This is a genomic window from Streptomyces sp. MNU76 (assembly GCF_020982545.1).
Taxonomy (GTDB): Bacteria; Actinomycetota; Actinomycetes; order Streptomycetales; family Streptomycetaceae; genus Streptomyces.
This window is the reverse complement of record NZ_JAJKLK010000009.1, coordinates 33,346-47,225: the sequence shown is the minus strand read 5'-3', so window position 1 is coordinate 47,225 and position 13,880 is coordinate 33,346. Positions and strand designations below refer to the sequence as shown.

9 protein-coding genes, 1 rRNA gene and 4 pseudogenes are annotated in these 13,880 nt (G+C 69.2%); 6 read left to right on the top strand and 8 right to left on the bottom strand.

What is annotated here, in order from left to right; genetic code table 11:
- Window positions 1-80: 80 nt before the first annotated feature.
- Window positions 81-197: ribosomal RNA gene (gene rrf, locus E4N62_RS22595) — 5S ribosomal RNA — on the top strand.
- 83 nt (window positions 198-280) lie between these two features.
- On the opposite strand, the pseudogene E4N62_RS22590 reads toward rrf, so the two are convergent.
- Window positions 281-502, bottom strand: a pseudogene (locus E4N62_RS22590) (response regulator transcription factor); the annotation flags it as partial.
- A 379-nt stretch (window positions 503-881) separates the two neighbouring features.
- Here E4N62_RS22590 and E4N62_RS22585 point away from each other — a divergent pair.
- Both E4N62_RS22585 and E4N62_RS22580 read left to right on the top strand, forming a co-directional pair.
- A pseudogene (locus E4N62_RS22585) lies at window positions 882-1,459 on the top strand (GNAT family N-acetyltransferase).
- A 46-nt stretch (window positions 1,460-1,505) separates the two neighbouring features.
- A complete protein-coding gene (locus E4N62_RS22580; protein ID WP_230217157.1) occupies window positions 1,506-1,883 on the top strand; it encodes a signal peptidase I in 378 nt (125 codons plus the stop codon).
- A gap of 37 nt (window positions 1,884-1,920) precedes the next feature.
- Here E4N62_RS22580 and E4N62_RS22575 read toward each other — a convergent pair.
- The 7 genes and pseudogenes from E4N62_RS22575 to E4N62_RS22545 all read right to left on the bottom strand — a co-directional run bounded on the left by E4N62_RS22575 (window position 1,921) and on the right by E4N62_RS22545 (window position 9,663).
- Window positions 1,921-3,689 (bottom strand): annotated as a pseudogene (locus E4N62_RS22575) (type IV secretory system conjugative DNA transfer family protein).
- Window positions 3,686-3,871: a hypothetical protein gene (locus E4N62_RS22570; protein WP_230217155.1), complete on the bottom strand. Its 186-nt coding sequence runs from the start codon at window positions 3,869-3,871 to the stop codon at window positions 3,686-3,688. Before E4N62_RS22570 ends, E4N62_RS22575 begins: the two are co-directional and overlap by 4 nt.
- Before the next feature lie 52 nt (window positions 3,872-3,923).
- Window positions 3,924-5,357, bottom strand: coding sequence for an ATP-binding protein (locus E4N62_RS22565; RefSeq protein WP_230217153.1), 1,434 nt, complete (start codon window positions 5,355-5,357; stop codon window positions 3,924-3,926).
- Window positions 5,358-5,411: 54 nt separating this feature from the next.
- Window positions 5,412-6,968 (bottom strand): SCO6880 family protein, encoded by a 1,557-nt coding sequence (locus E4N62_RS22560; RefSeq protein WP_184892260.1) that lies wholly within the window; start codon window positions 6,966-6,968, stop codon window positions 5,412-5,414.
- Window positions 6,965-8,296, bottom strand: a pseudogene (locus E4N62_RS22555) (hypothetical protein). Before E4N62_RS22555 ends, E4N62_RS22560 begins: the two are co-directional and overlap by 4 nt.
- The gene (locus E4N62_RS22550) at window positions 8,286-9,152 is read right to left on the bottom strand and encodes a hypothetical protein (RefSeq protein WP_230217151.1); all 867 of its coding nucleotides are present in this window, start codon (window positions 9,150-9,152) and stop codon (window positions 8,286-8,288) included. The pseudogene E4N62_RS22555 and the gene E4N62_RS22550 overlap by 11 nt, the downstream one beginning before the upstream one ends.
- A gap of 202 nt (window positions 9,153-9,354) precedes the next feature.
- Window positions 9,355-9,663 carry a hypothetical protein gene (locus E4N62_RS22545; RefSeq protein WP_033525053.1) on the bottom strand — a complete coding sequence of 103 codons (309 nt, stop codon included), beginning with the start codon at window positions 9,661-9,663 and terminating at the stop codon, window positions 9,355-9,357.
- A 636-nt stretch (window positions 9,664-10,299) separates the two neighbouring features.
- Here E4N62_RS22545 and E4N62_RS22540 point away from each other — a divergent pair.
- From E4N62_RS22540 to E4N62_RS22530, 3 genes are read left to right on the top strand one after another with little or no spacing between them, the layout of a single operon-like run.
- Entirely contained in the window at window positions 10,300-11,874 is a 1,575-nt protein-coding gene (locus E4N62_RS22540) for a hypothetical protein (RefSeq protein ID WP_230217149.1), read from the top strand.
- Window positions 11,831-12,865, top strand: a complete 1,035-nt coding sequence (locus tag E4N62_RS22535) for a hypothetical protein (RefSeq protein WP_230217147.1) — start codon at window positions 11,831-11,833, stop codon at window positions 12,863-12,865. Before E4N62_RS22540 ends, E4N62_RS22535 begins: the two co-directional genes overlap by 44 nt.
- Entirely contained in the window at window positions 12,865-13,728 is an 864-nt protein-coding gene (locus E4N62_RS22530) for an immunity 49 family protein (protein ID WP_230217145.1), read from the top strand. Before E4N62_RS22535 ends, E4N62_RS22530 begins: the two co-directional genes overlap by 1 nt.
- Window positions 13,729-13,880 lie beyond the last annotated feature (152 nt).

The following is a 13,880-nucleotide window of genomic DNA, read 5'->3' as shown; positions in this document are numbered from 1 at the left end:
CTGTGTTGGTTCTGAAACCACGAACAACCCCATTTCTCATGGTCACGAGGGATGGTGCGGTATTCATAGTTTCATAGTGTTTCGGTGGTCATAGCGTGAGGGAAACGCCCGGTTACATTCCGAACCCGGAAGCTAAGCCTTACAGCGCCGATGGTACTGCAGGGGGGACCCTGTGGGAGAGTAGGACGCCGCCGAACAATTTTTGAGAAAGCCCCTGCCGGGTTACCGGCGGGGGCTTTCTGCATTTACGGGTCGGCCGTCTTCCGGGAATCAACAGGAATCAGGACGGCTCCACCAATTTCGTGTCGTACGCCAGGATCACCGCCTGGATGCGGTCCCGTGAACCGGTTTTCGCGAGGATGCGGCCGACGTGGGTTTTGACCGTCGACTCCGCGAGATGGAGCCGGGCGGCTATCTCGGTGTTCGTCCAGCCCTTGCCGATGACCGTGAGGATCTCCCGTTCGCGGTCGGTGAGAGGTGAGAGACGGGGGTCCATGGGGGCGGGGGCGATGGCGTCGTCAGGAGGGCCGCGAAGGGGTGGGTGCGGCGCTGGAGGAGCGGGAGGGTGAAACCGAGGGAGAGGGTGACGATCAGCCAGCCGGGGAGGGTGGGGTTGTCGGTGATGTTCCGCCAGCCGCCGCTGGTGTAGTCGATGAGGGCGGCGGTGGTCGAGATCCCGGGCTCGCTGGGTGAGGCGGCGGAAGTGCTGGGTGAGGGGTTGCGGGCCGGTCGGCTGCCAGGTGCTGTCGGTGGTGTCGGTGTCGCGTTCGGTGCCGTCGCTCGTCACGTGGGCATCCTCGTACGTGGGGTGGGCTCGGGGCGTGCGACCGGGGCCGGAAATCCGGTGAAGGGTGTAGTACCCCGATACTACCGTGACCCCCATGAAGCTGCCTACGCGTGCTGAGGGCCCCGTTCTTCCCGAGGGGTACCGGATCCGGTCCGTCCGCGCCGAGGAATGGCGTGAGGTGCGGGAGTTGAGGCTGGTCGCGCTCCGGGACCCGGTGGCTCATCTCGCGTTCCTGGAGACGTACGAGGAGGCCGCGGCACGTCCGGACGGATTCTGGAAGGAGCGGGCGGAGGGGGCCGCGGAGGGTTCGGGAGCGGCGGCAGTTCGTGGTGGAGAGCGCGGCCGGTGAGTGGGTCGGGACGGTGACCGTGCTCGTGGAGGAGGCCGGGGCTCAGGACTTCTTCGGTGGGGTCGTCGAGCGGCGGCAGGCGCACCTGGTGGGCGTGTTCCTGCAGGACGGGCATCGGGGCAAGGGCGTGGGCGAGGCGCTGTTCGCGGTCGCGGTGGGGTGGGCCCGGTCGGCCGGGGTGGAGCAGGTGCGGTTGTTCGTGAACAGGGGAACGGGCGGGCCGCCGCCTTCTACCGGCAGGTCGGGTTCGTGGGCAGTGGGGTGACTGTCGAGGGGACGAGGGGCGGGAGTTGGAGTACGCGCTGGAGTGGGCGCGGGTGTAGGGCGTGGGGCGTAGGGCCTGAGGCTCGGGTGTTAGCGTTCGGCGGCATGGACGACAGCGTGTATGTGGGCAATGCGGGCAAGGACGCGGCGCTGGACCGGGGTTGGCTGCTCGGACACTTCAAGGCGGAGGGGGATCCGCGGCGGAGTGAGGCGGTGGAGATCAAGTGGGGTGTCCATCCGCGGGGTGACACACGCGCTCAGTGGGTCCGGGGTGAGGAACGGACCGCTCTGCAGGTGCTGATCAGCGGTCGTTTCCGGGTCGACTTCCCCGGCCGTAGCGTCGTGTTGGAGCGGCAGGGCGACTATGTCGTCTGGGGGCGCGGAGTGGACCACTCCTGGGTCGCCGAGGAGGAGTCGGTGGTGCTGACCGTGCGGTGGCCGTCCGTGGCCGGGTACGCGGTGCCGGACGAGGGCGCTTCCTGATTGTGTGACTGTCTTACTGTCTGGGCGCCTGGCGTGGTCAGGGCAGCGGGAGTTCGGCGTTCGGCCAGCGGGAGCGGGCCTGTTCGCGGGAGCGGAGGAGGGCCAGGGTGGGGAGGCCCTGGTCGGCGCCGCCGGTCAGGAGCGCGGGGAGCTGGGGGAGCGGGGCCACGGCCGCCACGTCGTCCAGGACCAGGGTGAGTGGTGGGTCGAGGCGGCCGGAGGATGACCGTTCGGCCATGCGCCGGCCGCGCTCGACCACGCTTGAGACGAGGGCCGTCAGGAGAGGCATGGCGGAGGGGTTCGCCTTGGGGTCCTCGATGGGGTCGCCGACCACATAGAGCGTTCCCCCCTCGTGCACGAAGGAATCCAGCGCCAGGGAGTCGGCTCGGTTCGGGGCGCATGCCTCCCGGACGTTGACCGTGGACAGCGCGGAGAGGGCGCGGGCCGTCAACTGCTGTGCGATGTCCCGGCGTTCGGGGTGCGAGGTGAGCGCCGACTCCAGCTCACCCGCCGCGCCGGGGGCCGCCTTCGGGTTCGTCCGCAGGGTGCGGACCGCTTCCTGGACGTTGCTGCCCTGGGCCCAGCGGTGCAGGTGGCGGATGGTGCGGGTGTCTATGGCGGCGGCGTGGAGGTAGCTGCGCAGGAGGGTCTCGGCGGTGTCCGCCACCGCTTGGTCGATCCTGGCGGTGGGGCGGATGGGGGCGAGCAGGGCGATGGCCCTGGCCAGCGCCGTCGGCTTGTCCTCGCAGCCGGAGATGGGCGACCAGTGGAGGCGGGCCGGGGTGTCGCAGCGGTGGGCGGGGTCGTAGAGGAGGACCGGGCCCAGTTTGGCGCGGGCGTCCTTCGTGTCCGACCAGAGGGTGGGGTCGGAGGTGACGACGAGGGCCGGGCCTTCGGCGTCCCGTACGGCCTGCGCGGCGACCGGGCGACGGGACTCGGCGGGGCCGAGGACGACCGTGGGGGCCGGGTTCGCCCAGGTGGCGCCGGTGTCGAGTGCCGCGCCGGCCTCGGCTGCCGGGGCGGTGGCGATGGGGGCAGGGCGACCGCGGTCGGCGTCGGGTTCGGGCCGGTGAAGCCGGCGGGTGGGGCGAGGCCGCCGCCGCTGAGGGTGGTGGTGTTCGGCGTGGTGGGAACGGCGGGCTGCGCGGACGCGTCGGCGTGTGGGGGCCCGTGCTGGGTGGTGGGGTCTCCCGTGTGCGGCTGGACCGGGGATGCCTGTTCCACGGGGACGGCGGTCGGGGCCGCGCTCTGGGCGTGCCCCGGGGCGTGTGGTGCGGCGTGCCCCGGGGCGTGTGGTGCGGCGTGCCCCGGGGCGTGTGGTGCGGCGTGCCCCGGGGCGTGCGGTGCGGCGTGACCAGGGGCGTGCGGTGCGGCGTGGCCGGGGTGCTGGGGCGGTGCTCCCGCCGTCGGGGTGCCCTGCCCCTGGGCCCGTGCTGCCTTGTCCCTCGCTCGTACGGCTCGCCAGCGGGCCAGGGTGCCCATGGTGAAGACGGTCAGGACGAGCAGGACCATGAGCTGGCTGATGAGGAGGCCCCAGAAGAGGCCGTAGCCGGACAGCTGGGCGGCGGGGGTGTCCGGCCAGGCGGCGGAGAGGTCCTGGGGGGCTGAGATCAGACTGCGTACGGCCAGGGGGGTGCGGGTGAAGGTGACTGCGTCCGGCCAGGCGCCGTGGGCGAAGAGGCCGGCCAGACCGGTGGCCGACCAGACCAGCAGGGTCACGCTCACCAGGAAGCCCAGGAGGGCGATCAGCAGCCCGTCGGGGATGCCGCCACCGCCCTGCTGAGGGTGCCGCTCGTTTGGTCTCACCGCACGCCGCCGTGCACGCGCTTGCCCCGGCCGCCGTACCCGCCGTGGGCCCGGCCGCCGTACGCCCGGCCGTTGCCCACGCCGTACGCCCGGCCGCCGTACACCCGGGCATTGTTCGCGCCGTACGCTCCGCCACCGTACGCTCGGCCGTCGTTCGCGCCGTACGCCCCGCCGTCGTTCACGCCGTTTCCTCGTCCTGACCCTGCTCGTTCCGGCTCATCGCTGCTGTCCCGCTCAGGCCACCGTCGACTCGGAGGAGCCGTATCCGTCGACCTCGCTCAGTTGCTGTTCGACGAAGGCGGCCGCTCGTTCCTCCGCTTCCAGTTCGGCGGCGTGCAGGGCGTCGTCGTCCAGCAGGTGGTCGACGGACGATTCGGTCATCGCGCGGTCGGTGAAGACGAGGGGGCGTTCGGTCTCGGTGATCAGGTGTTTGACCACCTGTACGTTGCCGTTGACGTCCCAGACGGCGATGCCGGGAGTGAGGGTGGGGATGATCTCCACCGCCCAGCGGGGCAGGCCCAGGACGCGGCCCGTCGCCCGGGCCTCGTCCGCTTTCTGGGCGTAGATCGTCCGTGTGGACGCCATCTTCAGGATGGCGGCGGCCTCCTTGGCCGCCGCGCCGTCGATGACGTCGGACAGGTGGTGGACGACCGCGACGAAGGACAGACCGAGCCGCCGGCCGAACTTCAGCAGGCGCTGGAAGAGCTGGGCGACGAACGGGCTGTTGATGATGTGCCAGGCCTCCTCGACCAGGAAGATGCGCTTCTTCCGGTCGGGGCGGATCCAGGTGTGCTCCAGCCACACGCCGACGATCGCCATGAGGATCGGCATGGCGATGGAGTTGCGGTCGATGTGGGAGAGGTCGAAGACGATCAGGGGCGCGTCGAGGTCGATGCCCACGGTGGTGGGGCCGTCGAACATGCCGCGGAGGTCACCGTCGACCAGGCGGTCCAGGACCAGTGCCACGTCCAGGCCCCAGGCCCGGACGTCGTCCAGGGCGACGTTCATCGCCTCCGCGGACTCCGGCTCGGGGTGGCGGAGTTGCTCGACGATGTCGGTGAGCACCGGTTGGCGTTCGACGATCGTCTCGTTGACGTAGGCGTGCGCGACCTTGAGGGCGAAGCCGGAGCGTTCGTCCAGGCCGTGGCCCATCGCCACCTCGATGATCGTCCGCAGGAGGGCCAACTGGCCCGTCGTGGTGATCGAGGGGTCGAGGGGGTTGAGGCGGATGCCCATGTCGAGGGCGGCCGTCGGATCGAGGCGGATGGGAGTTATTCCCAGCTCCTCCGCGATGAGGTTCCACTCGCCGACGCCGTCCTCGCCCTGGGCGTCGAGGACGACGACCTGGCGGTCGCGGAAGCGCAGTTGCCGCAGGACGTACGTCTTCTCCAGGGCCGACTTGCCGTTGCCGGACTCGCCGAGGACGAGCCAGTGCGGGGCCGGGAGCTGCTGGCCGTAGAGCTGGAAGGGGTCGTAGATGTAGCCCTTCCCGGAGTAGACCTCGCGGCCGATGATCACGCCGGAGTCGCCGAGGCCGGGGGCGGCGGTCGGGAGGTAGACCGCCTGGGCCTGTCCGGTGGAGGTGCGGACCGGCAGGCGGGTCGTCTCGACCTTGCCGAAGAGGAAGGACGTGAAGGCGTCGGTGAGGGCGGAGATCGGGTCCCTCATCAGCGCTTCACCTCCAGGTGCGGTTGGATCGGATGGTCCCGCATCGCGATGGCCCTACCTTCGGATTCCGGTGGCGAACGGGAGCGTGTTGACGAAGGCCCGGTGGTGTTCGCGGTCGCACCACTCCAGCTTGAGGTACGACTTGCCGGCCGAGGCCCTTATCGTCCGCTTGTCGCGGGCCAGTGCCTCCGGAGAGCGGGAGGAGACGGTGATGTAGCCGACGAGGTTGACGCCGGCGGCGCCGCTCGCGAGGTCCTCGCCGCGCTGGTCGAGGCGGGAGTGGGAGGCCACGTCACGCGGGTCGACCGTGCGGTTCATCTTGGCGGCGCGGGACGCCTCCGCCTCGTCGTTGGTCTTCTCCGTCAGCATGCGTTCGATGGCGACCTCGGTGGGTTCGAGGTCCATCGTGACGGCGACGGTGCGGATGACGTCCGGGGTGTGGACCAGGAGGGGCGCCAGGAAGTTGACGCCGACCGGGGTCATCGGCCACTCCTTGACCCAGGCCGTGGCGTGGCACCAGGGGGCGCGGGTGGAGGACTCGCGGGTCTTGGCCTGGAGGTAGTCCGGCTCCATCGCGTCCAGTTCGGCCGGCCAGGCGTTGCGCTTGGTCATGGCCTGGATGTGGTCGATGGGGTGGTCCGGGTCGTACATGGAGTGGATGAGGGAGGCGAGGCGGCCCTGGCCGAGCGGCTGCCGTACGCGGATGTCGGCCTCCTGGAGGCGCGAGCAGATGTCCGTCAGCTCGCGGGCCATGACGACGGCGAGGCCGGCGTCCTTGTCCAGCTTGCGGCCGTGGGGGCGGGCGGCGCGGGCCATGGCGTGGCCCTCGGCGGCCAGTTCGCGGGTGTAGTGCATACAGGCGACGAGGTACGCGCGGTGCTGCTCGCTGCTGGTGGAGACCATGGACTGCAGCTGGTCGTACGACTGCTGGAGCCAGCCGGGGGCGCGGTCGTCGCCGCGCTGGGCGACGTCCTTGGCGTGGGCGTCCGGGTCGGCGGGGAGCGTGCGGGCGAGCATCTGCAGGCGGGTGACGAAGCCGTCGCCGTTGGCCACGTGCTTGAGGAGGGTGCCGAAGCGGTCGACGAGGGCTTCCTGGTCCTCGGAGTCGCGCAGGCCGACGCCGGGGCCCTCGATCTCGATGGCGGCGGTGACGGTCCGGCGGTCGGCGTGCAGCAGGACGGCGATCTCGTCGGGGCCGAAGGGGGCGGCGAGCCAGGTGATGCGGCCGATGCCGGGCGGGGGGCCGACCTCGACCTCACGGCCGTCGAGGCGGGTGCCGGCCTCCATGTTGGCGGAGCGGTACGTCGTGCCCTTGCGCAGGCTGCGCTTGTAACTGCGGTTGATCTCGAACCACTTGTAGAAGGTGCGCCGCTTGTACGGCACGTACACCGCGGCCAGCGCCAGCATCGGGAAGCCCGTCAGCAGGGCGATGCGCGGGACGAGCACCGGGACGAGGAGGCCGCACATCATGCCGAGGAACGCGCCCGCGATGATCAGCGCGATCTCGCCGGACTCGCGGTTGCGGCCGATGATCGCGTTCGGCCGGGCGCGGCCGATCAGATAGGTACGGCGGGGCGTGATCGCGTGGGACAGGTGGGAATCGGTCGTCAACGCCCTTCACCTCCGGTGCGGTTGTTGCTGCTGTTGCGGGTGTTGCCGGCGTGCGGGGTGTTGATGGGGCTCGAACGGGGCGGGGGTGCGGCGGAGGGGACAGTTCCGCCGCCGCCGCCTCGAGCTGCGCGAGCTGTGGGCGGCCACGCCGCCGGATGCGGGTTGGACGGGCGGGGGGTGCTGCTGCCACCGCCTCCGCCGTTGTTGTCGGCCCGGGAGCTGTGGGTCTTGATGCCCTGGGCGACGAGGGTGGCGGGGGAGCTGATGACGGCGGCGGCCTTGCCCTCGGCGCCGCGCATGATGCGGTTGTTGCGGGAGTTGGCGATCTCGTCGCCGAAGCCCGGGACGAAGCGGTAGATCATCGCCGAGGCGAAGATGGCGAGCAGGATGATGGCGAGGCCGGAGACGACCGCGGCGAGGGAGTCGGGGCCGTCCTCGGTGGTCAGGGCGCCGGCGAGGCCGAGCACGATGACGATGACGGGCTTGACCAGGATGATCGCGATCATGATGCCCGCCCAGCGGCGGACGTGGCCCCACAGGTCCTTGTCGACGAGGCCGGCGTAGACGACGACGCCGAGGAGGGCGCCGACGTAGAGCAGGACGGCCCTCAGGTACAGCTCCAGGTACAGCACGCCGGCGGCGACGATGGAGACCAGCGACACCAGGATCAGCATGATGGGGCCGCCGCCGATGTCGTTGCCCTTCTTCAGGGCCTCGGAGAACGTGCCGAAGAAAGTGTCCGTCTGGTTGCCGGTGGTGCGGGCGATGATGTCGCTGACGCCGTCGGTGGCCGAGACGATGGTGTAGAGGATGAGCGGGGTGAAGGCGGAGGCCAGCACGGTCAGCCAGAGGAAGCCGATGGCCTCCGAGATGGCCGTCGTGAACGGCACGCCGCGGACGGCTCGCTTGGTGACGGCGAGGAGCCACAGCACGAGCGTGAGGATCGCGGAGGCGGCGAACACGACCGCGTAGTGCTTCAGGAACGTCATGTTCGTGAAGTCGACGTTCGCGGTCTCGTTGACGGCTTCGGAGAGCTTGTCGACGGTCCAGGAGGCGGCGTCGGCGCAGCCTTGGGCGAGGGAGGAGAGGGGGTCGAGGGTGGTGGTTACGTCGTTGGGGAGGGTGTTGGTGTCGGCTTTTTGGCCGGCGCCTCGTTCGCAGTAGTCCTTGGCGGGGCCCGAGATCAGCGAGCAGGGGTCGTCACTGGTCGTGGGCGACGGTGTCGGAGTGGGGGCGGCGAAGGCTCGGGTCGCCAGCAGGACGGCTCCGACCTGAACGGCTGCCACCGCACCGGTGACCGTGAGTGCGCGACGCGGGCTACCGGGCATACGTGAACCCTCCGAACTCCTCGACCGCCTTGCCGATCTCGTCGGCTCCGGAGACCGGATCGTCTGCGTTGACGGGGGTTGGGCCGGTCCTCTGGCTGGTCTCGAGGACCTTCCAGTCGCCATCGGTCCAGCGCAGCTTCAAGGTCACGGTGAACCAACCGTTGGTCACCGGGTTGGTCGTGCTTTCCCCGGTGAGCCCGAAGAGGCTGTTGCACCAGACCTCGACGGTTGCCGCCTCGGAGCTGTAGGCCGTGGCCTTGGTGCCGACCGGCAGTGTGCGGTTGACGAACGTGCTGCCCGAGGGCGCGCTGCCGTCCTCCCCGAGGCCCAGTGACTTCAAGAACTCGGCGGAGTAGTCGGCGTCGAAGCCGTCCTGGAGGCGGTCCATGGCGCTGGGATCGGCGATGGTTTCGACGATCTGATGGCGTGTGGCGGTGTTGAACATGCCGTCCGAACCCAAGGCGGCCGTGTAGTTGGTTGCCGCGCTCTGGGCCCCTGCCTCGCTCCGCGCGAACCCCGTAGGGATCCCCGCCGTCTTCGACTTCACCGGCCGCTCCCCCGAAGCCGCCGTAGGCGCCGTTTCCGGTTTGTCGGCGGTGGATCCTCCGGACGTGTCGGAGCCCCCGCCGCCCCGGTTCGCGAAGGCGATCGCGGCGATGAGGAGGACCACCACGCCGACGACGGTGACGAGGCTTCTGGAGGAGGAGCGGGGTCGGCGGGGGGCGCCGCCGTAGGGGTCGCCGCCGCCCTCGGGGAGGCGTGTCCGGGTCTGTCCGGTGCCGGCGTACCCCCCGTACGCCCCGTCGTCCCCGGAGCGCGAGGACTCGCGGTACCCGTGCTCGTCGCCGAGACTCATGCCGCGGTCGCCCCTTCAACTTCGACGTCGTACCGAAAGGCGTAGCAGTACGACGGTAGCCGCGCTGGTTCCCGCGCGGGCGCGGTGTGGAGACTCGACATCAGGGAAACGCAACCTCAGCCGGTGGGCACGACGGACGGGTGGGGTGGAGGGGAACCGGGCGAGGCCGGTGGTCCGGCCGGGGCGGGTGCCGGCGGCCGCGCTACACGGCCATGCCGTACACGATGGTGAAGAGCGTGCCCAGTGAGCCGATGATGAAGACGCCGGTGAGGCCGGCGATGATGAGGCCCTTGCCCTGTTCGGCGCTGAAGGTGTCGCGCAGGGCGGTCGCGCCGATGCGCTGTTTGGCCGCACCCCAGATCGCGATGCCGAGGCAGAGGAGGATGGCGACCGCCATCACGACCTCGATCATCACGCGTGCCTCGTTGCCCAGGTCGCCGAAAGGCCCCCAGTCCGGGGCGATTCCGCCGATGATGGTGGTGATGTCGCCCTTGTCGGCCGCAACGAACATGTAAGTCACCGCCCCTAGTGGGTAGTTCTGTGTGTCTGTGTGTCTGTGCTGGTTGTGTGCTTGCTGTGCGGCACGTACGCCTCGGCGTCCGCTCCGCACGCCTCCGTGCGGTTGCGCAGAGGTCGGGCCCATTCTCGCCGACAATGACGCTGTCGTATGTCGACTTGGCGTCATTGATTGGCGGGTTTCGTACGGATCCCTTGCCGCCGGCCCGCGAGGGACCCTAACGGGGGGCGCGGAACGGTAAACGAAGGGTCGTATCGTCACTCTGTGTATCACAGCAGGTCACGCCGGGCGATGAGGGTCAAGCGGAACCTGTGGTGTGGTTCCGTCGTTATTCCTCTTCTGTGACCTCAGGAGGCCGGGCCTGTCCCGCTTCTGACGGGATGTCGACCCTGGCTCGCCCCTTCTTCGTGGGTTCGAGTGTGCCTGATGGGGACGTAAGGGTCGTGTGTGAGGGCTGCGAAGCCCCTGAACGGCGAGCTTTGGCCAGAAGTGCATGGGATCGCGATCGCAACTTTGGTACAAATGATCGACTGGGTGTTCCGGTGCCCCCGGTGTCGCGACGTCAGGTGTGCGGGCGGAGGGCCGGGTTGAGGGAACGTATCTGCTGCTAAGGCGTCCACGGGGGTAGACGTGAGCGAGGACAGGCCCGTTGTCTCGGCCGAGATACCGGAGTTCACGGGAAATCTGGAGCAACTGGAGAAGGACGCCGGTGACATCGCGTTCGACGGGATGGCGGTCGGCGCGGCGGGGCTGCTGATCGACGCCAACTTCAATCTGCTGGAACCTTTCTACAAGGCTCCCGAGGCCGACCAGCTCTTCGCGACGACCGCGCCGGTCGCGGCGGCCGGCCAGGACCTGCAGACCGAACTGGGCACCGTGTCCAAGGCGTTGCTCGACTACGCGGCCGAGGTCCGGCCGCTGGTGGACCGGCTGAACTCGCTGCGCGAGGAGGCGGCGGCGTTCGAACGGCGCGTCGCGGACGACGAGGACTGGGTCGCTGACGGCGACCTCATCGACGAGAACACCGCCCGCCGCAACGCGGTCTACGCGGCCTGGACCGCCTTCCAGGCCGCCGAGCGGGCCTGCTACAACAAGATCGTCGCGCTGGTCGGCGGCGAGCCGCTCGCCGTCGGCGACGGGACGGACAAAGAGAACACTTACGGCTACCGCGCCGAGGACCTCAACAACGCCGCCGGCCTGCCCTGGGGCGACGTCGTCGAGGAGTCCAACCCCTGGTACTACTTCCACGAGCACGCCTGGGACTTCACCGTCGGCTTCGTCGTCGACGGCGTGTGGGGCACGATCAAGGGCCTGGGAACGCTGGTCGGCTTCAACGGCTGGGACGCTGCGGGCCAGGCCTGGGTCGGCCTCGGCAAACTCGCGACCGGCATCCTGATCACGGGAACGCCGCTGGGCGCCGCGTACTGGCTGACCCCGGCCGACAAACTCCCCTCCTGGCTGCGCGACTCCCGCACCGCCGTCGTGGAGACCGGCAAGGCGCTGATCGCTTACGACGAGTGGGGCAAGAACCCCTCGCGGGCGGCGGGAGCGGTCACCTTCAACGTACTGACGACCGTCTTCACGGGCGGGGCGGGTGGAGCGGTCGCGGCGACCGGTAAGGCCGGTGCGATCGCGAAGGCCATCTCCTTCGCGGGCAAGGCGGGGCGGATCGTCGACCCGATGACGTACATCGCCAAGGGCATCGGCGGAACGGCCGTCAAGATCAGTGACGTCATGGCCGGGCTGCGCGGCATCACTGACGGCACGCACATCCGGCTCGGCGAAGGCACGTACCAGATCGCCGACCCGCCGAACATCGCCGACGACCTCCCGGCCGGCCTCACTCCCGAGAACTCCGTCCGCATGACCACCCCCGAGGGCGAGGTCGTCTACCTCGACACCAAGACCCTGGTCATGCACAACGCGGACGGGACGGTACGGGAGTCTCTGGACGCCGTCCGACATGAGCGGACGGCGGAGCAGCGGGCGGGGAGGCCGGGGCTCGGGGAACGGACGCCGGGGACGTCGGGTGTACGGGAGACAGCGGGTGCCGGGGTGGGTACGCGTGTGGGAGACGGCGCCGGGGTCGTCGGGCGAGGGGTGACAGCGTCACCGCGGGCGGTGGCCGGGGCGGTGGAGGTCTGCCGCCCGGGCAGGTGGCGTGGGCGGGTCGGGCTTTCTGGACGATCTGGGCCGGTCCGGTGACGACGCGGTCGGTGACGCGGGTGGGCTTGGTGACGAGTCGGCCGGTCCGGGCGGCCGTACGGGCAAAGGAGCCGGCGACGGAGACGTGCCGGAGGCGGGGCCTTCCGGCCCGTCGGACGCGCGGGCCGTCATGCAACGACATGTGGATCTCGCCAACAGCGATCCGCGCTGGTTCAAGGAGCATTACCGGTCGAACGGCTACCGCAGGTCGGCCTCGGCAGAGGTGTTCGGGCAGCGTCTGCCCATTCTGGTGCGGGACCCGGCGGATCCCACCAAGTGGATATCCAAGAGCGACCTGCCGCCCGCTATCCAGGCGAAATACTTGGATCCAAACCCACATGGAACCGGGGTTCGGGCGAACGTCGAAAGCGGTGTGCTGAAGCGACTCGATGAATGGGCGGTGACGCGTCGTGATGCCATCACGGCCGACAAGGCGGCGGAGAAGGCGCTGACCCGGGCCGAGAAGGAGTACATGGCGAACAGGACGGCCGAGGCGGAGGCGGCGATGGACGCCGCCGAAGCCGCGCACTCCCCGCTGCATGGCGACATGCTCAAGCAGAGCGAGTTGTTCGGCGAGCGGGTCGCGGAGCACCACGCCATACCGGAGCGTTATTCGGGAGCGCGGCGCGTGGACGACGGGGCCTTCGGCAACAATCGGTTCGACCAGATCTATGAGAAGCCGGGTGGCGGGTACGTCGTCGTCGAGGCCAAGGGGTCTCTCAAGGCTCAGGTGGGCGAACGCACGAGCCATCTGGGAAACCGGGTCCAGCAGGGCACCCGGGAATACTTCGAAACGATTCTGAAGGAAATGGACAAGCGAGCCGACAGGGTGAAGGACAGCGCCGAGGCGGACCTCGCGAGCAAGCTGCGCATGGCTCTCGCCACAGGGAAGGTCGACTACGTCCTGATCAAGGCGGATGCCACGCCGGACGGCAAATATGCTGGTTATGAGATGCGGCAGTTCAACATCGGCAAACCCGGGAGCAACTGATGATCGTACGTGTGCCACGGGTCGAGGAGCCTTCGCCCGGGGATCCGACGGACTTCATCGAGTCGGCTGACCGGCGCTTGCTTGAAGAGATCGAGGTTCTCTCGGAACATCCCGAGATGTTCGGCCTGATCTTTAGCAGCGCCTTGAGCAAGGCTGCGCTGCACTGCCTGCATGATGCCACCGCCGACAAGTCCGAGACGTGGGAAGCCTGGGTGACGGCGATGCAGGTCGGATCCGCCCTGTTCGCGGCGGCCACCACGGACCAGGATTCGGTTGAGTGCCGGATCGCGCACAAGGCCCGTACGATCCCGGCCATCGGTGCTCAGCATTTCACTGACGCGGGCAACTGGATCACCGCGTTCTGGCTGGCGATCATCTGCCGCGATCAGGATCGCATGACACAGCTGTCAGACGTGCCGGTCGATCTGCTGCGTGGTTCTGGGGCGGTCTACGACGAATACATCTACGACTGGGTCGACGCTTTGCAGGTGTACTGGATGGAACGTCCGGGACTCGGCGAGAAGTTCACCGCGGCCTTTCAGGGCACCGACCCAGACCGTCTCCGGGTCGCCGACCGTGAGCTGATGCTGAAGGTCCTGTACCCGCCGCTCAACCTGTTCCTGCAGTTCCTCAAGCGGGATGAGGGGCAGTTCAACACCGGGCTCGCCGAGGCACTCCGACTCCACAAGGAGTACTGGACCGCGGACGAGGACCGCGAACAGAGCACCGACGGCGCCGTCGCTCTCGGCCCCCTCTCCGTAGCCTGCCTCGCCTACGACGTGGGAATGCCCATCCAGGTCGAGTCCGAGTACCTGCCCAAGCATCTCCTGGAGCGGTCCTGGGTGGGCGAGTTCGAGACGTGAGCTGGTGCGGCAGGTGGTGCATCTCGACCAGTTCCACCGGTCTGGACGCACGAGGACGGGCGGGTCGTCGTCATCGAGACCAAGAGCAGTCCGAGAACAGTTTCGGCAGACGTACGCGTCCAAACGGAAAGCATGTCTCCTGCTGAGGGAGT